17 protein-coding genes are annotated in these 21635 nt (G+C 38.0%); 14 read left to right on the top strand and 3 right to left on the bottom strand.

Annotation, left to right across the window (positions count from 1 at the left end; genetic code table 11):
- Positions 1-91 precede the first annotated feature (91 nt).
- The 5 genes from LC454_RS07855 to LC454_RS07875 all read left to right on the top strand — a co-directional run bounded on the left by LC454_RS07855 (position 92) and on the right by LC454_RS07875 (position 7758).
- Positions 92-1987, top strand: a complete 1896-nt coding sequence (locus LC454_RS07855; RefSeq protein ID WP_223581253.1) for a hypothetical protein — start codon at positions 92-94, stop codon at positions 1985-1987.
- Positions 1988-2112: 125 nt separating this feature from the next.
- A complete protein-coding gene (locus LC454_RS07860; RefSeq protein ID WP_223581254.1) occupies positions 2113-3903 on the top strand; it encodes a TrkH family potassium uptake protein in 1791 nt (596 codons plus the stop codon).
- A gap of 110 nt (positions 3904-4013) precedes the next feature.
- Entirely contained in the window at positions 4014-4700 is a 687-nt protein-coding gene (locus tag LC454_RS07865; protein WP_223581255.1) for a potassium channel family protein, read from the top strand.
- Positions 4701-4704: 4 nt separating this feature from the next.
- Complete coding sequence (locus LC454_RS07870; RefSeq protein ID WP_077437339.1) at positions 4705-5022, top strand: YbjQ family protein; 318 nt, start codon at positions 4705-4707, stop codon at positions 5020-5022.
- Between the two features lie 255 nt (positions 5023-5277).
- Positions 5278-7758, top strand: coding sequence for a YfhO family protein (locus tag LC454_RS07875; protein WP_223581257.1), 2481 nt, complete (start codon positions 5278-5280; stop codon positions 7756-7758).
- A gap of 29 nt (positions 7759-7787) precedes the next feature.
- On the opposite strand, the gene LC454_RS07880 is transcribed toward LC454_RS07875, so the two are convergent.
- Positions 7788-8384, bottom strand: coding sequence for a ribonuclease HII (locus LC454_RS07880; protein WP_223581259.1), 597 nt, complete (start codon positions 8382-8384; stop codon positions 7788-7790).
- Between the two features lie 225 nt (positions 8385-8609).
- Between LC454_RS07880 and LC454_RS07885 the strand changes: the two genes are divergently transcribed.
- The 3 genes from LC454_RS07885 (at position 8610) to fabD (ending at position 13951) form a co-directional block, all read left to right on the top strand.
- The gene (locus LC454_RS07885; RefSeq protein WP_223581260.1) at positions 8610-11447 is read left to right on the top strand and encodes an outer membrane beta-barrel protein; all 2838 of its coding nucleotides are present in this window, start codon (positions 8610-8612) and stop codon (positions 11445-11447) included.
- Between the two features lie 284 nt (positions 11448-11731).
- Positions 11732-12961 (top strand): M16 family metallopeptidase, encoded by a 1230-nt coding sequence (locus LC454_RS07890; RefSeq protein ID WP_223581261.1) that lies wholly within the window; start codon positions 11732-11734, stop codon positions 12959-12961.
- 99 nt (positions 12962-13060) lie between these two features.
- Positions 13061-13951, top strand: a complete 891-nt coding sequence (gene fabD / locus LC454_RS07895; RefSeq protein WP_120260499.1) for an ACP S-malonyltransferase — start codon at positions 13061-13063, stop codon at positions 13949-13951.
- 230 nt (positions 13952-14181) lie between these two features.
- Here fabD and LC454_RS07900 read toward each other — a convergent pair whose 3' ends face one another.
- Positions 14182-14913: an RDD family protein gene (locus LC454_RS07900; protein ID WP_223581262.1), complete on the bottom strand. Its 732-nt coding sequence runs from the start codon at positions 14911-14913 to the stop codon at positions 14182-14184.
- Positions 14914-14942: 29 nt separating this feature from the next.
- On the opposite strand from LC454_RS07900, the gene LC454_RS07905 reads away from it, so the two are divergent.
- Genes LC454_RS07905 through LC454_RS07930 form a run of 6 tightly spaced genes read left to right on the top strand, consistent with a single transcriptional unit; the run spans position 14943 to position 21185 of the window.
- A complete protein-coding gene (locus tag LC454_RS07905; RefSeq protein ID WP_223581263.1) occupies positions 14943-15905 on the top strand; it encodes a stage II sporulation protein M in 963 nt (320 codons plus the stop codon).
- The gene (locus LC454_RS07910) at positions 15896-16807 is read left to right on the top strand and encodes an ABC transporter permease (RefSeq protein WP_223581270.1); all 912 of its coding nucleotides are present in this window, start codon (positions 15896-15898) and stop codon (positions 16805-16807) included. The genes LC454_RS07905 and LC454_RS07910 overlap by 10 nt, the downstream gene beginning before the upstream one ends.
- Positions 16800-17681 carry a DUF4129 domain-containing protein gene (locus tag LC454_RS07915; RefSeq protein WP_223581272.1) on the top strand — a complete coding sequence of 294 codons (882 nt, stop codon included), beginning with the start codon at positions 16800-16802 and terminating at the stop codon, positions 17679-17681. The genes LC454_RS07910 and LC454_RS07915 overlap by 8 nt, the downstream gene beginning before the upstream one ends.
- Positions 17678-18871 carry a DUF4350 domain-containing protein gene (locus LC454_RS07920; protein ID WP_223581274.1) on the top strand — a complete coding sequence of 398 codons (1194 nt, stop codon included), beginning with the start codon at positions 17678-17680 and terminating at the stop codon, positions 18869-18871. The genes LC454_RS07915 and LC454_RS07920 overlap by 4 nt, the downstream gene beginning before the upstream one ends.
- Entirely contained in the window at positions 18868-19857 is a 990-nt protein-coding gene (locus tag LC454_RS07925) for an AAA family ATPase (protein ID WP_223581276.1), read from the top strand. Before LC454_RS07920 ends, LC454_RS07925 begins: the two co-directional genes overlap by 4 nt.
- Positions 19857-21185, top strand: coding sequence for a DUF58 domain-containing protein (locus tag LC454_RS07930; RefSeq protein WP_223581278.1), 1329 nt, complete (start codon positions 19857-19859; stop codon positions 21183-21185). Before LC454_RS07925 ends, LC454_RS07930 begins: the two co-directional genes overlap by 1 nt.
- Here LC454_RS07930 and LC454_RS07935 read toward each other — a convergent pair.
- On the bottom strand, positions 21178-21582 hold the full coding sequence (locus LC454_RS07935) for a Dabb family protein (RefSeq protein ID WP_223581280.1): 405 nt from the start codon (positions 21580-21582) through the stop codon (positions 21178-21180). The genes LC454_RS07930 and LC454_RS07935 overlap by 8 nt on opposite strands.
- Positions 21583-21635: the final 53 nt, after the last annotated feature.

Here is a 21635-nt window from a genome sequence, read left to right on the forward strand (position 1 = left end):
GCTTTATTTAGTAGTATTTGAAACAAAAGGGGAATTGATCTTGTTTGCTATTCAATAAATAAAGACTAAATTACAAAGAGATTGTGACTTTATGAAGCCTATTTTTAAGTGGATCATTGGTATTATTGTGTTTATTCTCCTGGCTTTGACTGGGGGTATTATGTATTTTAGCAATAAATGGAAACCACTGTTGGATACCAAAATAAAGCAGCTGGTTTTGCAAGCTACGGATAGTCTGTATACAGTTCACTACGACGATATTCATGTTAATCTTGCACTTGGAAATCTAACCATAGATAACCTTCATTTAATTCCGGATAGTGTTGTGTATAAAAAATTAGAGCTTATGAAAAAGGCTCCTGATAATCGATATGCAATAATCATCAACAAGCTTAAGATTAAAAGCTTTGGGATCCGTAAGGTACTCATGGATAAAGAGCTTTTCTTACACGATGTCACTGTAGATACGCCAATGGTACATATTATCAATGAGGTGCATAGTTATAACGATACTGTAAGCCAGGGGCCTAAGAAACCCTTGTACGAAAAAATAAAAGATAATTTAAAGAAGATTCATGTTGAAGCTGTCAATTTGAATAATATTGATTTTAAATATACGCAGGTACAAAAGGGTGTACATCAGGATTTTGAGATAAAAAAAGTGAAAGTGCGGATTGATGATGTCCTTATTGATTCAACTTCGGAACAAGACAGACAACGTTTTTATCATACGAAGATGATCGAGATCGAAGTGCCTGGCTTTACTTATAAAACTCCGGATGGTTTTTATAAAATCAATTTTGATAAACTTAATATCAATAGTAGAGACAGGAATGTTCTCCTGACCAAGGTCGCTTATCAGCCGACATTAAACAAGGCGGCCTATTATAAGAAGAAAGGGGAGGGTGGAAGTTATATTGTCTTTAAAATGGACACTTTGCAACTGACCGGGTTCAATTTTGGGCAACTTTCCAGAGATAAAAAGGTTTATGCACAAAAAGCATTCTTAAAAAACGGGCAACTTTCCATCTATAGCGATAAGCATTATAAGAGTGCTGCTACCCGACAAATAGGAAATGCACCACATATGAAATTGATGCAAATGTCGACTAGAATGGGAATTGATTCGCTGATTCTGGATAATATTGGTATTTCCTATTCCGAGATGAGTGATCAATATAGCCAAATCGGAACTATTACTTTTGATCATACCTATGGTACCATATTGAATGTGACAAATGATTCGACAAAGCTGTTGAAGCAGAAGCTTATGCGTGCTAATCTGAGTACTAATTTTATGAACTCAGGAAAGCTATTGACTAATTTTGTCTTTGATATGACCTCCAAAGTTGGTGCTTATACGTACAAGGGGAGTCTTGGACAGATGGATTTAACAGCTGTCAATAAAATGATTCGACCATTGCTGAATGTTGAGGTTAAATCTGGTAATCTAAAACAAATCGTATTTGATGTCTGGGCTAATGACTACCGGAGTAAGGGGACGTTTAAAATGGATTACAACGACTTGAAAGTTAACATACTCTCTGAAACAGGTGAAGACGGACGTCGAGAAAAGAAGGGCTTCCTTTCATTTATGGTCAATCAGGTTCTATTTAATCCTGGCAACCCAGACCTTTATGGTAAATATACTGTTGGGCATATCAACAAACATCGAGATCCCTATCATCCTTTCTTTAAGGCAATGTGGCAAAGTTTGCTGATGGGAATTAAACAATGTGTCGGTTTAGGGCCAGAGCGGGAGGCAAAATTGATGAACACAGCGGATCGTGTTGAGAAGGTCGTGAGTGGTGTGGAGAAAGCGAAGAAATTATTTTCAGGGATATTCAAAAAGCATAAAACCGCTGAAGAGCTGCTAAAAGAAGAAAAGGAGGAAGAAGCAAAAGCGGCTGCCAAAATAGAGGAAAAGCGAAAACGGGATCGAGAGAAGGCTGAAAAGGAATTGGAGAAAGAAAAGCCTGGGGATTAAGAAAGAGGAGATGTAGTGAAAGACACTGGTAGATTCCGTTTCACGTGAAAATAAAGTGCTTTTAGGAGATAAGATGTTGGTAGATTTTTGAATAAAGGCAAATTTATCTTAGTTTGCGGTTTATAATGGTAGATTCTATATTAAGTTTTGTTCGATTTGTTTTCAAATATAAAAACGGTCTTGTAGATAAGATCATGTTCTATGTCAGCATGATTTGTGCTGCGATAGTTATTTTCAATGTTGGTTATGTAACAGATCCAACTTTAGGGACTCTGCTCGGTAAAACCATTCACTACCTATTTTTTGTGCTTTTCTTTATGATTGCATTGCGGGAATCTTCATCCATCTATGCACTGAAGAAAATTGCTGTTGAACATTATTCAGGCTTGTTTATCCTGATTTATTTTATTTTTATTTTGATTGCACGTTTCGCTGGGATTGATGCGCTATCGGTCTTTTCACGCGAACAGTGGATTTATTTAGGGATCTATATTATTTTTATTGCCGAATTATCGAAAAGCACACTCTTTTTCGATAATTTTTATTTTAATCCTACCATCCTATTTGTTATTAGCTTTCTTGTGCTTATCCTAATAGGGACAGTCTTATTGATGCTTCCACGAACAACGATTGAAGCTCCGCTCAGTTTTGTCGATGCCTTATTTATGGCCACTAGTGCGGTTTGTATAACGGGATTGTCGGTAGCAGATATTTCAATAAACTTTAGCATGTTTGGTCAGACCATTATTATTGTATTGATACAGGTTGGAGGATTGGGAATTATGACATTTACAGGATTTTTTGGTTATTTTTTTTCTGGTGGATTTTCATTCAAAAACCAACTGATGTTTGGTGAAATATTGGGCGAAAATAAAGTAGCATCAGTCATTAAGACATTGTTGACCATGATATTTATAACACTGTTGTTTGAATTTCTTGGTGCGTTATTGATTTTTAGTACATTGGAAAGGACCGACTTCCCAAATATGGGGAGTATGATTTTCTTCTCAATTTTTCATTCCATTTCTTCTTTCTGTAATGCCGGATTTTCTATTTTGTCTGGGGGAATCACCAATGATGCGTATAAGTTCAACTATCCATTTCAATTGGCTCTTTCCTCGTTGTTTATTCTTGGGGGATTAGGTTTTGGAATCGTGCTCAACTTTTATACCTATATAAAGGAATCTATATTCCTGTGGTACCACCGTTTGATCACGAAGAAAAAATACAAACATAAAGCCTGGAGTTTTAGCTTCAACTCCAAGTTAGTTCTACTCTGTAATGCGATTATTATTGTTGCGGCAACACTATTCTTTTACTTTTTGGAACGGAAGAATACGCTTTCCTTAGAAAAGGGCTTAGATGGCGAATGGGCTACGTCTTTTTTTATGGCAAATGCCGCGCGTTCCGCTGGTTACAATAGTATTGATTTGAGTTTTGTCGGAGCTCCTACTATTTTTCTGATCATGTTACTGATGTGGATAGGAGCCTCTCCAGGGTCTACTGGAGGTGGAGTTAAAGTGACAACAGTAGCACTTTCTTTTATAAATATTATTTCTTTAGCAAAGGGTAAGGAATATATTGAAATTTTTAAACGAAGAATAGCAGGCGAATCCGTCAATAAGGCGTTTGCAATCATTTTATTATCGTTTATAGTCGTTGGGCTCAGTTTTTTTGCCCTTATTTTTACTGATCCAGATAAAAGTATGAAAGATTTGTTGTTTGAGTCGTTATCAGCATATACGACCTGTGGCTTGAGTTTGGGTATTACACCTTCCTTAAGTATGGGAGGAAAACTGATCATTGTGGTGACCATGCTGGTTGGTCGTGTTGGTATGTTAACATTATTGGTTGCCTTTATCAAAAATACGACACGTCGGAATATTATATTTCCGGAGGAAAAGATCTTGTTTTAAATGCATTCTTTTTTTTACACATAAATTTGAAAATGAAGAGAAGAGGCTGATTTAATAGTATGCGATGCGATTTTACTTGTAAATACAATAAATTTATCTTAGTTTGAGTTATGAAGTATATTGTTTTAGGGTTAGGGCATTTTGGGCGTTCATTAGGTGTTCATCTTACTGAACTCGGTCATGAAGTGATTGGAGCAGATAAAAGTTTAAATATAGTGGAGCAGCTCAAAGATAAGATCACGCATACCGTATGTTTGGATACAACAGATCGGGAGGCTGTATCTTCACTGCCCTTGAAAGATGCGCATGCTGTAATTGTCGCTATTGGGGAAGATGAGGGAGCATCTCTTATGACTGTAGCACTCCTAAAACAATTAAAAGTAAAGCGTATAATCGGCCGTATTGTATCCGAATTGCAGAAAACAGTTCTGGAAGCGATGGAGATCAATGAGTATATTATGCCAGAAGAAGAGGCTGCCGAGCGCTTGGCGATGCGATTGGACAATATCGATATTGTTGATTCCTTTAAGGTTTCAGATCGGTATTCTATTGTTGAAACAAAGGTTCCACAGCGTTATGTTGGTATGACGCTACGAGAGGCTAATCTGACAAATCTTTATAAAATTATTGTGCTGACCACAGTGAAAATTACAGAGACAAAAAAAGACGGAATCACCAAAGAACAAAAGGAAGCATCTGGTATTGCCACGTCTGAAACCATCATGGCGGAAGGGGATATCTTAGTTGTTTTTGGTGAATTATCTGATATCAATAAGTTAATTCAAAAAGGAGAATAAAATTATGTTATTAACAACTACAAGTGTTATCGAGGGACACCAGATCGATCGTTATTTGGGGATTGTTTCTTCAGAGGTTGTTTTGGGAGCGAATGCCATTAAGGATATGATGGCTGGATTTAGAGATTTTTTTGGTGGTCGATCCAATTCCTATGAGCGGGCGTTTCAGGAGACTCGTGAGGCCGCATTGCGTGAGTTAGAAGATCGAGCGAAAGCATTGGGAGCTGACGCGGTCGTTGGCGTACGATTGGATTTTCAAACTGTTGGAACAGGGGGGATGATGATGGTAGGGGCCACGGGGACGGCCGTTAAAATGAAATAAACTCAAGATAGCCCTAATATAATTAGGGCATTTTTTTTATAAAAAGGTGGGAATGAATCCATCGTTATTCATTTTCCATGCATTTTTGGGCTAAACTGTCTTTGATAAATTATAGCAATTTGAGGTTTATTTCATTTCTTCATCTAAGAGAACTGTATTTATGTATTTAATTGATTGCGCATAATTATAATTGTATATAAAAACAAATTTATCTAAGTTTGGCTTTTAAGACTTTTAAACAACCTAAGAGGATAAATGAAAAATTGGTTTAAGGCGAATTCAGCACATTTGATCGTTATTGCGGTATTTATTGCGCTCGTATTTTTTTATTTCACACCTGTTTGGCAGGGAAAGACACTTGCTCAATCAGATGTTATACAGGCACAAGCTGGACAAAAGGAATTATTTGATTATAAAGCTAAAGATGGAAAGGCGCCTTTATGGACAAATTCTATGTTTGGAGGAATGCCTACCTATCAAATCTGGCAGGCAAATGAAAATAATATTGGTACCTACTTGTTGAAAGCGGTGAAGTTCGCCTTTCCAAGTCCGATGGACACCGTGTTGTTTTATCTATTGGGGGCCTACTTTCTTTTCAGCGTATTACGCATCAAACCCTGGCTCGCTGCGGTGGGCGCAGTTGCAATAGCCTTTACTTCCTACAACTTTATTTATATTGAAGCTGGACATATTACCAGGGCAAATGCTATCGCCTTTATACCGCCTGTTATTGCTGCGGTGATTATGTGTTATCGTGGGAGTAAGTTATGGGGACCGGTACTGTTGGCATTATTTCTTTCCTTGGAAATCCGTGTTAACCACTTACAGACGACTTATTACTTGTTAATGGCGCTGATGGTCTACGTTATTTTTGCCTTAGTCGATGCAATCAAACAAAAACAAATAAAGGAGTTCTCTATTGCCTCCGGCAGACAGGTAATTGCGGTTATCATTGCTTTAATGGTGAACGCTTCCATTTTATTGCCTACCTGGGAATACAGTAAGCTAAGTACACGTGGCCATGCGAATATTACGAAGGTTGACAATAATAATACAAAAGCAAAAGGACTTGATAAAGAGTATGCTTATGAATGGAGCCAAGGTGTTGGCGAGACCATGACCTTTATGATTCCTAATGCTTATGGCGGAGCTAGTGGTGGTCAATTGGACGAAAAATCACATGTTGCCAAATTCTTTATGGAGAAAGGAGGTGTGTCTGAAGTTCAAGCGGGACAGATGGCACAAGGCATGCCAACCTATTGGGGGGACAAACGCTTTACATCAGGCCCCTGGTATTTTGGAGCGGGCGTTTTCTTCTTGTTTATATTGGGGCTGGTTATTGTTAAAGACCGTTTCAAATGGTGGATATTAACGACTACCATATTAGCATTGCTTTTGTCATTTGGAAAGAATTTTACATTGGTCTCGGATTTATTCTTTGATTATTTCCCGATGTACAACAAGTTTAGGGCTGTTGAATCCATCCTTGTTCTCGTTTCAATTACAGTGCCGCTGATGGCTATTATGACAGTGAATGAACTGTTGACACGGGCGAAAGAAATTCCAAACTTGGATAAGAAAGTGCTATATACTTTCGCAGGTGTGGGTGGTGTTTGTCTGTTGATTGGTTTGATGCCGGATTTGTTCTTAAACTTCAGAAATGCAGGTCATAATAATTTAATAGAGTCGTTCACCCAACAGATTGGAGACAAGTCTTTTGCTACGGAGCTGGCCAATCAACTGGTTTTGGATCGTAAAGATATCGCGAGTAAAGATGCTTACCGCTCCTTTGTGATTATTTTGCTCACATTCGGACTTGTTTGGTTTTACCTTAAGAAAAAGCTTAATGAAGGTGTTTTATTGGGTACCCTGCTTATCTTGTTCTTATTCGATTTGTGGAGCGTAGATAAACGCTTTTTGAATGATAAATCCTTTATGGAGAAAGGTGCGACTGCACAGCAGGTGTTTCAGCAACGCGAAGTTGATCAATTGATTTTGATGGATAAGGATCTGAGTTATCGCGTCCTTGATTTGACGACTGATCCATTTTCTGATGCCCGCCCTTCGTATTTCCATAAATCGTTAGGAGGCTACCATGCGGCTAAATTAATGCGTTTTCAGGAGATTTTAGAGAATCAATTCAATGGAGCGCTTAATGAAGACGTGCTGGATATGTTCAATGTGCGTTATTTGATCACAACAGATCCTCAGAATCAATCGCAGCGTATTGTGAGACGGAGCACTGCAGCTGGAAATGCTTGGTTTGTAGACAAGGTGACTTTTGTAAAAGGAAATGCAGAGGAAATGCAAGCGATCAGCTCTTTTGATCCACGTAAAGAAGCTTTTGTGAATCAACAATACCAGAATGAAATCAAAGCAAAAACTTCAAGCGCGGCTACAACAGGGGAAATTAAACTGATATCGTATCATCCTGATAAAATGCAGTACGAATATACGGCTACCAATGATGCATTTGCGGTATTCTCCGAAGTGTTTTATGATAAAGGATGGAAGGCTTATGTTGATGGAAAGGAAATACCAATTATCCGTGCAGATTATTTGTTGAGAGCCTTACAGTTGCCATCAGGAACACATAAAGTCGAATTTATCTTTGATCCAGAATCACATAAGATGGGTAATCTTTTGACTCTAATATCGTCGATTATCCTTGGATTAGGAGTAGCAGCAGCAGCATATTTCTCATTACGGGAGACAAAAAAAGAAACAGCTGCATAGCAAGCTGTTTCTTTTTAAAGGTTAAAGCTTTAGAATAATTTGAGCTGTGGGTCAGTTATTCTAAAGCTTTTTCTATGATGTGGTGTCGAACCATATTCGAGCACTGCAGTCCGATGCTTTACGGTCGGATAGCCTTTGTTATTAAGCCAATCATAAGCGGGGTAATCCGAAGCAATATTGTCCATGTATTCGTCGCGGTAGGTTTTGGCCAAGATGGAGGCTGCTGCAATAGAAAGATATTTCCCATCACCTTTTATGATGCATGAATGGGGGGTCTCTTGGTAAGGAATAAACCTGTTCCCGTCCACAATAATATATTCCGCTTTTATCTGTAGCCTATCTAAGGCTTTATGCATGGCAAGATAACTGGCATTGTGAATATTGATGCGGTCTATTTCTTCCGCAGAGACACTCGCCACAGCATAGGCAAGTGCTTCCCGTTCAATGATTGGACGCAATGCCATTCGTTTTTTTTCGCTTAATTTTTTCGAATCGTTCAGAAGTTCATGGTGATAATCAGCCGGGAAAATTACTGCTGCAGCAAAGACTGGACCCGCCAAACAACCTCTGCCGGCCTCGTCACATCCAGCTTCAACCTGTTGATCTTGATAATATGATAATAGCATTTTTCTAGTTCTGTAAATGAACGAAAGTACAAATAAAATTAGAGTTATGCATTGTAACTTCTGTGTGAATAATGCCCTTTTACATTAATTAACACTAATAATATCTTCTTTTGTAAAGATTTAGAATGCACTGTTGTGAATAGAAATGAAGAGAAGTTGCTTAAACTTACACTGGGGCATTCGGTCAAATAATTTGTCAATTATAGAAATATAAAAATAGATGTTATGAGAGGCTTCATGCTTTTTTTGTTGAGTATGTTAACGGGATGGACTGTATATGGCCAGACGAGAAGCGTACAAGGAATGTTGAAAGACGACAAGAACCGAGTTGTCGCTGGAGCAACAGTTAAGTTGACTTCAAAATTGGATTCTATGGTAGCAGGTTCAAACATGGCCGGTATTTTCATCTTTGATAGGATCAAGGCGGATACGTTTAAGATTACCGTTTCTAATTTAGGATTTGAACGTTTTGAAAAGGAGTTTGATTTTCCTAAGGGAGAAGTAAAATACATTATCCCAAGTTTGACCTTGCAACAGAATTCGCAGATGCTTGAGGAGGTTGTTGTGGATGGGGTACCTACCGTGGTTGTGAAAAGTGATACGCTGGAGTACACAATGAAGGATCTGAAGTTACGTGATGGGGCGGTAGCAGAGGATGCTTTGAAAAAATTACAAGGCGTTGAAGTCGATAAAGATGGGAATGTTACCGCGCAGGGTGAATCTGTAAAGAGGGTCAGAATTAATGGCAAAGACTTCTTTGGAGGTGATGTTAAGACAGCGACACAGAATCTTCCGGCCAATATTGTGCAAAAAATGCAGATTATTGATGATTATGGGGACATGGCTAATATTACAGGCAACAAGAACGGCGATTCCGAAAAAGTACTGAACATCCAGATCGATCCCAAATATAACCAAGGCCATATGACAACGCTCCGTGCTGGGTATGGAACGGAGGATCGTTATCAGGCAACAGGAATGTGGATGGGGATGCGTGAAGGGGAGCAGATTTCTGTACTAGGGAACTTAAACAATACCAATGCACCCTTGTTTGATTTCAATACAACAGGTGGTGGCGCTCGACGTGGTCAAGGCGGTGGTGGACGTCGTGGCGGAGGTATGTTTGGCGGTTCAGATGGGCTTACGAAAATTGGCTCCATTGGGCTTAATTTTCGCAAGGATTTTTCTGATAAGCTGACTGCGTATGGTAGCTATAGCTATAGCCACAGTAATAATACAACATTGTCACAGCGATTTCAGGAAAACACGCTTCCTAATATCATGCAAACGGATAGTGTTACTTCTAATAGCAACACGATTGGCGGTAGTCATCGTTTTGAGGCAAATGTGGAGTGGAAACCCTCAGCCAATGACTATATTAAAATCTCACCACAGTTTGGTTACGATGAAAGTGATGTAACAACATTTTCTGAATCAACTACCTATCGCAACAACGCATTTAACAATTCACAAAAACAGGATATAATCGCTAATTCGACAGCTCCTCGATTTGGTGTCAGCGGATTATACAATCGTAAACTGAATGATAAAGGCAGAAATGTTTTTGTAAACATGAACTTCAATAACGCAAAAACGGAAAAGGACCAAAACGCAATCTTGGATAGGTTATTGGCAGATCCTAATAATGCAGATGCTCCTTTAAGTTCGATTTATGAGAAAACGATTTTAGAGGCCAGCAATAAAAGCTGGAACGCAGGTGCTTCGTTGAACTATACAGAGCCACTTTCAGAAAAAGGAAGATTAGAGTTTACCTATGATTTCAACAAGAATAAATATGATAATTCCAATAGACAGGAAGGTCGTAATATGGCTGGGGAGCTGATTGCTAATGATCCTAAATTGAATTTTGACTATAATTATGATTATTCTTTCTCAACACATAAAGTAGGTGCTAATTATCTATATAATGGCGATAAAATCACCTATTCCATTGGGGCTGCTGCACAACCGTCTCAATTGCGGGGGGATGCAATCAGTTCGGGATTAATTGTTCCGATACATCGCAACAATATGAATTGGATGCCAATTGCGCGATTTGAGTATAAGTTCTCCCGACAATCCAATATTTCAGTGAACTATTCCGGCACGCCAAATGAACCGTCAGTTACCCAGATTCTACCCTTTGATATGAGTACAAATCGTACGAGTATAGTCATCGGTAATGCAAATCTAAATCCCGAGTTTAGCCACCAATTGAATATGCGTTTTCGCAAAAATGATTTTCAGAAAGGGAATAACTTCTTCGCTTTTGTCAATGCTGGCCTGACAAATAATAAAATTGTGAGCCTTAGCAAGAGTTATTTTGATGATTTAATAGATTATCAGACAGGACAAACAAATTCCACCTTAATTTCCGAAACACGGTATTTGAATGAAACTAATGACAAACCATTTAATGTTAGTTCTTTTTATCATTATGGGAAATCACTAAAAGAAAAAACCTACAATATTATGTTGATGGGGGGAGTTTCTTATAACAAAAACATAGGTTATATTTCTACGGAGAAGGACGATAATATTGGTCAAAAAAATATTGCCCGCAATATTGTATTTAATCAGGGCTTGATGTTTAGGTATAATCCTTCCGAAAATCTAGAAATAAATCCTGGAGTTCGTTATCAATACAATCATACGGAAAATTCATTGACAAATCGAACAACCAATGTTTCTTCTTGGACACCGACTTTGATTGGTTCAATAAATATTACACCGACAACAATTTTTGGGGCAGATCTTTCAAAACAGTTTAATAGTGGTTATGGTGCGGGGATCAATGCAAATCCATTTGTTATTAATACTTATGTTGAGCAAAAGTTCTTAAAGGAACAACGTGGTACTATACGTCTGCAGGCATTTGATTTGCTGAACGAACAGACCAATGTATCTAGAACAGTGAACGAATCCATGATCACGGATAGTCGTACGAATCGCCTCGGACGTTATTTTATGCTGTTATTCACCTATAAATTCCAGAAGTTTGCAATGGGGCCCCCACAAGGGGGAGATGACTTTCATGGAGGTATGAGAAGACCCCGTATGTAAGTCGAACAAAAAAGCTAGCTAAAAAATGGTTATAGTGATTTCGCTATGACCGTTTTGCGTTTAAAAATCCCTAGTTTTGCTGAAAATACACCAAAATAGTTAAGTTTGACCTATGGCATATAATATGTTTGAGCTATTGTTGCAATAATGGGTTGACTGTAAAACATATATTTGGGCGATCTTTTCGCTAATTATCGTAAATAAGGAAAGCTTGGTCGGTTTGTGAGGAGGAAATGCGTTTAGGGAAGTGAGAATAGATCAATTAAAGAAATTTCATAAACTGAATGGAGTACGAAATCATTAGACTTTCAAATGGAATCCGTGTGGTATTCCAATATCAAAATTTGCCAATAACCCATGTGTGTATGGTTATTAATGCAGGGTCACGGGACGAATCGGAGGGTAAGTTTGGTGTCGCTCATTTTATTGAACATCTTTTATTTAAACGAACCGAGAAACGTTCAACGCAACAGATTATTGATTATCTGGAGTCTGTCGGAGGAGACCTGAACGCTTATACGACAAAAGAGTATACTTGTGTTCATGCCTCTATACTACAGCCTTATCTCAATCGAGCGCTAGATCTATTTGAGGATATTTTCTTTCATTCTACTTTTCCTGAGGTGGAGATGGACAAGGAAAAATCGGTTATTGTCGATGAAATGGCGTCTTACCTGGACAGCCCAGAAGAATCTATCGTCGATGATTTCGAAGATCTTATATTTAGAGGATCGGGTTTGGGGCATAACATCCTGGGGCTTGAAGATCAGCTTTTAGCATTGCAAAAAAACGATATTACGGATTTTATGGACTCTAATTATGATACTCACGAAATGGTTATCGGTATTACAGGTAATTATACGTTGAAGGAGGTCGAAAAGTTGTTACATAAAATCTTTGGAGGAATAACGCAAAATACTATTTCGCGGACGAGAAATGATGTTAGTCCAATTATAGAACAACATATTGAGATTCCCAAACCAATTAATCAAGTGCACTATATGCTGGGCTCATTGGCCTATGATTATCGTGACGAACGCAAAACCGGATTGTTGCTTCTGAATAATATGTTGGGAGGAATGGGAATGGGATCTATCCTTAATCTATCTATTCGGGAAAAATATGGAATTGCCTACACCATCGAATCTAATTACACGATCTTTTCGGATACAGGGTTATTTAGTATTTATCTTGGAACCGATGAAGAAAAGGTTGAAAAAGCAAAAAAGTTGGTGTTTAAAGAGCTATCTAAAATGTGCGATCAATCCCTATCCGATGTTAAACTGAAGAAAGCAAAACAGAAGTTTATCGGTCAAATTGCTTTAACAGAAGAGAATCGGATGAGTATGATTATTTCGGCGGCTAAAAATGTGATGGATTACAATCGTGTTATATTATTGGATGAAGTGATCGAAAAAATCCAACATCTAGATAACACAAGTCTTTTAGCCATTGCCCAGGATGTATTTGATCCCAGGAAGATGCTGTCATTGAGTTTTGTTCCAGAAGATTAATATTTGATAGAATTCTATATATTTGTGGTTACAGTAATTCTTAAATATGAAACAGAGCTTGCGAGCTCTCATCAGCCATTAAAGAAAAAAATATAACAGATGAAAACAGCATATGTATTTCCTGGTCAAGGAGCCCAATTTGTTGGGATGGGACAAGACCTGTATAACTTAAATGAAGAAACAAAAGCTTTGTTTGAAAAGGCTAACGATATTTTAGGATTTCGTATCACGGATATTATGTTTTCCGGTACGGACGAGGAATTGAAACAAACCAATGTAACACAACCTGCAATTTTTCTCCATTCTGTTATTTTAGCCAAAGCTTTGGGGGATTCATTTCAGCCAGATATGGTGGCAGGACACTCCTTAGGTGAGTTTTCAGCATTGGTTGCAGCAGGAGCTTTGAGTTTCGAAGATGGATTGAAATTGGTATCACAGCGCGCGAATGCCATGCAAAAAGCATGTGAATTGCAACCTTCAACAATGGCAGCGATTTTGGGCTTAGAAGATGCTGTTGTAGAAGAAATTTGCGCTAAAGTGGATGAAGTGGTTGTAGCGGCGAATTACAATTGTCCTGGACAATTGGTTATTTCGGGATCAATAGAAGGTGTCGATAAAGCTTGTGCCTTGTTGACCGAAGCTGGGGCGAAAAGAGCTTTAAAATTAAATGTTGGTGGTGCATTCCATTCGCCATTGATGGAATCAGCTAAAGTAGAATTACAAGCCGCCATTGAAGCAACTGATATTTTATCTCCAAGATGTCCTATTTATCAAAATATTGATGCAAAGCCACAAACGGAGCCTGCTATTATTAAGCAAAATTTGATTGCACAGTTGACCGGTGCTGTCCGTTGGACACAGACTGTACAAAATATGCTTGCAGATGGTGCTACTGCATTTGTGGAGGTTGGGCCTGGAAATGTCTTGCAAGGTTTAGTTAAGAAAGTAGATCGTCAGGTACAAACTTCTGCTGCTTCGGTAACAGCTTGAGAGTTGTTCTAGCTAAAAGATATCAAGGGCCGATTATTCGGCCCTTTTCTTATACATAAAATCCCATGGTATCTTCTTTACAAAATGCAATTGAGAGCGCATAAACTTTGTCTTCTCATGGTACTTCTTTGGTGCTGATTCGGTTGCTAGGGTATAAAAGCCGTAGTACTTCTGGTTAATACCCATTGCTTAACCAAATAAATGCAAGACTTAATAGCGAATTATTAAGTCTATTTGTCCTTAAACATGCTGTAATGATCTTTCATGACCTGTAAAACGAAATCATTAGGTGTCATTTTTTCAGGGTGTTTAACTTCCATAACCGCCTCGAGGCGTTGCACCAAGGCTGTCAGTATTCCTACATCTCTCCTGTCAAATGCCGTTTGATAAACCTCTTTGATCGCATTTGCATCTTTGTCGCTCAACTTAATGACTTGGGGGAATAGAATAGGATGATTTTCAAAGATCTCTTCATAAATGGTATCACTGAGTTTCAAGCTAGGTTTCAAGCTAATGACGGATGTTTCTCCGGCGATATCTCCAATACGTTGACCATTTTTGGATAGAACAATAGCAGTAATCGCAATACCACCCATTGTCATCCATATATCTACTATTGATAATGTCCATCGTGATAGATACTGATAAAAGTCAGCGCGAGAGCCATCGAGCTTCACCACTTTTATTTTCATGATTTTTTTACCAATGGTCTGACCACCAAATGCCGTTTCGGTAATCAAGGTGTAAAAAAATGCAGGTAAAGTCATCCCCATAATAATACCGTAGAAAAGATAAGGGTCTCTACTCGTGATATCTAATGCATCCAACAGAAACATACAAAAGAAAAAGTAACACACGATAATAAAATAGTCTATTGCAAATGCGATCATCCTTGAACCTAGACTAGCAAGATTATACTGGATTTTTACATTTTGTGCTGTGTTTATCTCAAGCTTATTCATATATTTGGTTTAGCCAGTTAAAAAAATTAATGAGAGAAGCATCATTTGTAGAACGAAATAAAGAAAAATGGACGTTAATTGAAAATAATTTGTCAATTAATATTCGGGTTGATCCAGACGAACTGGCTTCAAACTATATTGAGCTGACAAATGATTTGGCTTACGCACAAACATTTTATCCCGATAGTAAGGTTCGCAGTTACTTAAATGAACTTGCAGTAACCGCGCATCAAAAAATCTATAAGGATCGAAAAGCCTCTAATAACAAATTTACGTCCTTTATTAACGAAGAGATTCCGCAGGCAATTTGGTCAATCCGTCGGCCACTTTTTTATTCGCTCTTGATTTTTGTACTTGCATCGGCTATTGGCTTTCTTTCGGCGGTGTATGATATAGATTTCATTCGACTGATCTTAGGCGATTTTTATGTTGATTCAACAATAGAGAGCATTAAAGCCGGTGATCCTGCCGCAGTTTACGGTAAAGGAAGTAATTTTGGTTCGGCGATCTGGATTACGATCAATAATGTTCGTGTTGCTTTTATGGCTTTTGCATTTGGGCTTTTTTTGAGTATTGGCACGGGTTATATATTGTTTAGCAATGGTATTATGCTGGGTGCTTTTCATCAGATGTTCTTCCAATATGGTGTAATGGGAAAAGCGATGTCGGCTATTTGGATTCATGGAACTATCGAAATCTCGGTGATCATTGTTGCGGGAAGCTGTGGACTTGCGATCGGAAATAGCATCTTGTTCCCAAAATCTTATACCCGGATGGCTTCTTTTGTTCAGACAGCAAAGATTGCTATGAAAGTACTGGTTAGTACAATACCATTTTTTATTGTCGCGGGTACATTGGAGGGCTTTGTAACTAGATATTATGATGTGTCGATATGGCTTAGTCTATTCATCATAGTCCTATCGTTGATCGCTATCTTATTCTTTTATGTTATTAACCCCTATCGATTAGCAAAACGGTTTCAATGGAAGTAGAATTTGAATTTCAGAAAGAACGAAAGATAGGAGATTTTGTCCAGAACTTTATTGATCTTTTTAAATTGATCTATAAACATTTTGTGACAACAATATTTGGGCTGTCCGCATTACCGTTAGCTGGAATAGCATTGGTATATTATTTCCTCTCAACAAAAATCACCTTTTCTGCAAGCAGTAGCTCATTCGAAGATATTGATGGATTCACTTGGGCCGGATTACTGATTTTAGCATTAATTGGGCTTGGTTTATATGTTTATGGTATTTCTATTGAATATTTTATTCTTCTGAAAGAACGTAAAAACACACTATTTACAGGAAAGGAGGTCTTACAAAATTTTAGAGCAAATATAGGTCGGTATTTTATGTTTTTATTTGCGATGGTTCTGGCGTTGATCGTTGTTTCTATACCACTCGCAATTGTTGCGATCCTCTCCGCTTTTATTCCGTTTATTGGGAGTTTTGCGATTGGTATATTGATGTCAATCGTTGGAATCTGGTTGTTTAGCTCGTTCTTATTCTACCGTGAGGGGTATTCTGATCTAGGAAGCTGTTTTACTGATTCCTATGTTATGCTGAGTAAAAAGCTGATCCAATATGGGGTTGCAACATATATTGTCAATTTTATCTTCCAGATGGCCGTCATGATGATTTCTATAATTCCCATGATAATTATTTCCCTTATATCTTACAATTTTTTGGGATTGGACGCAGCTTTCTTTGATTCGTCCTGGGGAAAACTGCTAATGACTTTGGGAGGGATGTTTATTACATTGTTTACCCTTTTCTTATATATGGCAGGTGTATTGGCCAATGGTATAATTTATGAAACGGCAAAGGACCTCAAATTTGGTGAACGTATTTATGGTATAATTGATCAGATTGGAGGCAAGAATGAATAGAATATTATTCGTTGTTTCTTTTGTATTTATGCTGTTCCTAAGCGCTTGCGATCCGAAACCGCGCATCGATGATTCGGAAACCTATAGTGCGGACTCAGTAGCAGTTGATTCTATTGCCCCCTTATTGGATTCTGTGGGTCTCGCCGTGGATTCTGCAGCAATGGATTCTGTTGCAATGACAAAAGCTGACAATAGTGAGAATGCACTTTGGGATCCCCACTTATTTGATTCTATTCCTAAATATAGCCAGGAACGGATGTTTAAGATGGATCCCTATCCAGAAATTATCAAGCGATATGAGCGGGACGATTTTGTGTATTCAGAGAATATCAAAGATAAGATAAGCGTATTGCAACGTATTTTATCCCGTATTTCGGAATGGCTGGAGGATATAATGCCTGATAATCCGTATAAATTTAATGAAGAATTTGGTTATGTCTTTGCTTTTTTGGCGTTAATCGCGTTGGCTTTCGTTCTCTATAAGGTGCTATATAATAAAAATCAATATTTCATTAAACATGAGCGGGAAGAAGATGCCTTGGATACATTGGCTTATGTGGAGAGAAACTTGATGAACAGCGATCTCAGACAATATATTAATGATGCTGTTGAACAGAAAAATTATGCGCTGGGCATTCGTTACCTACAATTATTGAATATTCAAAAGCTGGCACAAACAGGTCACATTAAGTGGAAGCATAGTAAAACAAATGCTGAATTTGCTAATGAGATACAGAACAATACCCTACGTGAGGGATTCGAGGAATGTACCCGAATATTTGACTATGTCTGGTTTGGGCAATTTGAATTAAATGCTTCAGATTTTAGCCAGTATGAACAATTGTTTAATCAATATCAAAATCAAATTACATGAAGGGATCAGTAAAATTTGGATTGATATTATTGGGAATCGTCCTGTTATTGATTGGTATAATCGACATGACGAGCAAGAAACCAATTATTTGGGATCGGACTTTCGATGCGAAAGATAAAAATCCTTTTGGAGCTTATGTACTCAGAAATGAATTGAAACATATTATTGATCAGCATAATGAGGATGTTAATCGTCCATTATATCAATATCTGGATAGTACGAAAGGAACGGATAAAAACCTTCTATTTTACACTTCATATTTTTCCCTAGGTGAAGCAGCGGAAAATAAATTACTCGACTACGTATCCCGAGGAGGAAAGGCAATGATTATTGCTGAAACGATTGATTATTATCTTTTGGATTCCTTGGCCATTAAGGTACTTGATTTCTATGGTTATAAAAAGGGCGTTGATATTAAAAGCCATTTAAGGGTCAAGCTGACTAACGATAATAGTAAAATTCATTATGCGAAATCAGATTTAAGTACTGTCTTTAGTAAGCTTCCCAAGAACGCAACTATTCTGGGTGGGATCACTTATCAGGATTATTTGCTGCCTAATTTTGTTGAGGTACAGATTGGCAAGGGCAGACTTTATTTGCACTTGACTCCCGATTTATTTGGAAATTATTATCTACTTAATTCAGCCTCTCAATATGCTTATGTCGCAAAATCATTATCTTATTTAAATGATAAACCTATTGCATGGTATGATTTTAAGGCGAACACCGCTCAGTACAGTACCCCATTACGGGTTCTGTTGACTAATCCGGGATTGAGGCAAGCATGGTATGTACTTTTGGGGGGGCTTGTTCTTTTGCTTGCGTTTAAGAGTAAAAGGGAGCAGCGTGCAGTGGAAATTGCTAAACCTGAACCCAATCTTTCCAAAGAATTTTGTGAGACAATTGCAACGTTATATTACGAAAACGGCACACCAGGTAATATGGTTGATAAGAAAATAGACTATTTCTTACACGATATACGAAACCGTTTTCATATGGATACCTTAGCGTTAAGAGAAGAGGACTTTTGTGAAGAATTGGCAGAAAGGTCTGGTGTCTCTCTGGCTGAAACACAACAGCTAATCAGATTAATCATTCGCATGCAAGGAATGCAGCAGAATGATGTGGCAGGATTAAGGCAGATTAATGAAATTATAGAAGATTTTAAACATAAAGCAAAAATGATATGAGTGACTTCGATAAATATATATCTTTCGAAAACCGAATTGATATTTCGGTTTTGTATGATAAAATGGCTCAAGTAAAGTCGGAGGTAAAAAAGGTTATTGTCGGACAGGATCAACTGATTGATATGTTACTGATTTCGATTTTGGCTTCTGGGCACTCGCTAATAGAAGGCTTACCTGGTGTAGCGAAGACTTTATCAGCAAAATTGATAGCTAAGACAATCAGCAGTGACTTTAAACGTATTCAGTTCACCCCAGATTTGATGCCCTCAGATGTGACGGGATCATCTATCTTGGATCTAAAAAGCAACGAATTTGAATTTCGAAAAGGGCCTATATTTGCCAATATTGTTTTGATTGACGAGATCAATCGTGCTCCAGCAAAAACACAGGCTGCACTTTTTGAAAGTATGGCTGAGCATCAGGTTTCTGTTGATGGAAATACCTATATTTTGCCAGTTCCGTTTATTGTGTTCGCTACGCAAAACCCGATCGAACATGAAGGAACCTATCGATTGCCTGAAGCACAACTAGATCGTTTTCTTTTTAAGATCAATGTGAATTATCCAGAACTTGAGCAAGAGTTGGAGATCTTGAAAGAGCATCATGCGCAGAAAGCATTGAATAAAGAGGATCAAGTAAACAGTGTGGTTTCAGCGGAGGAAATTTTCTCATTTCAGCGACTTATCAAATCAATTTTTGTACACGAAGAATTGTTAAACTACATCGCTCAGGTGATCATAAAGACGCGTACCAATCCAAGTTTAACTTTAGGGGCCTCACCGCGGGCTTCTATTGCCTTATTGGAATCCGCCAAAGCATCTGCAGCATTGAGTGGAAGAGATTTTGTAACACCTGAAGATATTAGAAGGGTTGCATCTGCGGTCTTGGGGCATCGTGTCATGCTGACTCCTGAACGAGAAATGGAGGGTTTTACAACTTCTTATGTTATTGACCAAATCATTAATACGGTAGAAATTCCAAGATAATGAGAAAATTAAAGCAGCTTTTTCTAACCAATCAGTTTTTCTATTCTCTATTGGGGATAGCAACACTCTTTGCAATTTCTTTTTTTATTAAGGGATTGTTTATTGTTGCATGGATTGTATTTTGGCTATGGTTGGCTGTATTGATTTTTGATTTCGTTATATTATTCGCAGGCAAAGGGCGTATTGAAATCACAAGGGTATATCCTGAGAAGCTGTCCAATGGGGATGAAAACCCGATGAAGTTAATCGTCAATTCCTTCTATCCATTTCCAACTATTATAGAAATCCTAGAGGAATTTCCGATACAACTTCAAATTCGTAACAACGAATTCTTTATTCGTTTGTCTGCACATCAAAGTTCTGAGATTTCTTATTTGATGCGGCCAACACAAAGGGGGATATATCAGTTTGGTCGAAGTATGGCACTAGTGAAACGTTTTGGATTTTTCAAAAGAAGATTTGTGACCAACCAGGTTCAGGAAATTCCATGTTATCCATCGTATATTCAATTGAGAAAGTATCAGCTCTTGGCAACTAGCAATAGGTTAAATGAATTGGGTATAAAGCGAATCCGCCGTATTGGTTCTGCGATGGAGTTTGACCATGTTCGGGAGTATGTTCAAGGCGATGATTATCGTCGTATGAACTGGAAGGCAACAGCAAAAACCAAAAAGCTAATGGTCAATCAGTATGAGGATGAGAAGTCACAGCCTATCTATTCATTTATTGATTTGGGACGGGCCATGCGGATGCCCTTCGAAGGTCTGACATTATTGGATTATGCAATCAATGCCTCCTTGGTTCTTTCAAATGCAACAATATTAAAGCAAGATCGAGCTGGATTATTGACCTTTTCAAAAGATGTGAACGTTTTTATTCCGGCTGAAAAAAGAAATAATCAGATGCTCAAGATCTCGGAAGCTTTATATCAGGTTGCTACAAAATTTGACGAGCCTGAATATGGGAAACTTTATAGTTATGCAAATGCACATATTAATAAACGTTCGCTGGTCTTTCTCTATACAAATTTTGAAACGCTAGACTCGCTAAGAAGACAGATGAATTATCTGTCGATGTTAAACAGGAGTCATATCATTGTTGTGGTGGTCTTCAAAAATGTTGAAGTTGAAGATTTGGCTAAAAGCTCACCCAAAAAGACTATCGAGATCTATAATCAGATTATTGCTGAGAAATTTATCTATGAGAAGCAACTTATTGTGCAGGAGCTTATCAGGAATGGATTTCAGACTATTTACACTGCTCCGGAGAATTTGACAATAAATTCCATCAACAAATATCTAGAAATAAAAGCGCGTGGTCTTATTTAATAATGGAGGTATCTTTAACCATTACTTTCGTCCAAAAACGCTGATATTTTTCGATTGCTTTAAGATGGATCGGATGTGTTTCGTAAACAGTGATGTCTTTAAGGTCTTTGAATGTGACAATCAATGTATAGTCAAAGCTATTATCAACGACTGATCGTGCATTTGTAGGTGCAGGAACACCGTAGTTGAGCGTCTTGATTGTCTCAATTTTCCGGAGCTCTTCAAAGAAGCCCACAAAATCCTTTTTATCTTTTTCACTGATGTCTTCCTTCAGCCAAAAATTAACAACATGGACAATTGTGTTAGGGTGCAGGTCACTACCTGACTGAGCCGGACTTGCCCATGCAGGTGCGGTGACGAGCACCATAGGAGCAAGCAAAAAATTGCGTCTTTTCATTATGAAATGGTTTAGAGCGATTAAGATACAAAAAAAGGGATACATTTGCTGCA

Source organism: Sphingobacterium sp. GVS05A, from assembly GCF_019969845.1.
GTDB lineage: Bacteria > Bacteroidota > Bacteroidia > Sphingobacteriales > Sphingobacteriaceae > Sphingobacterium.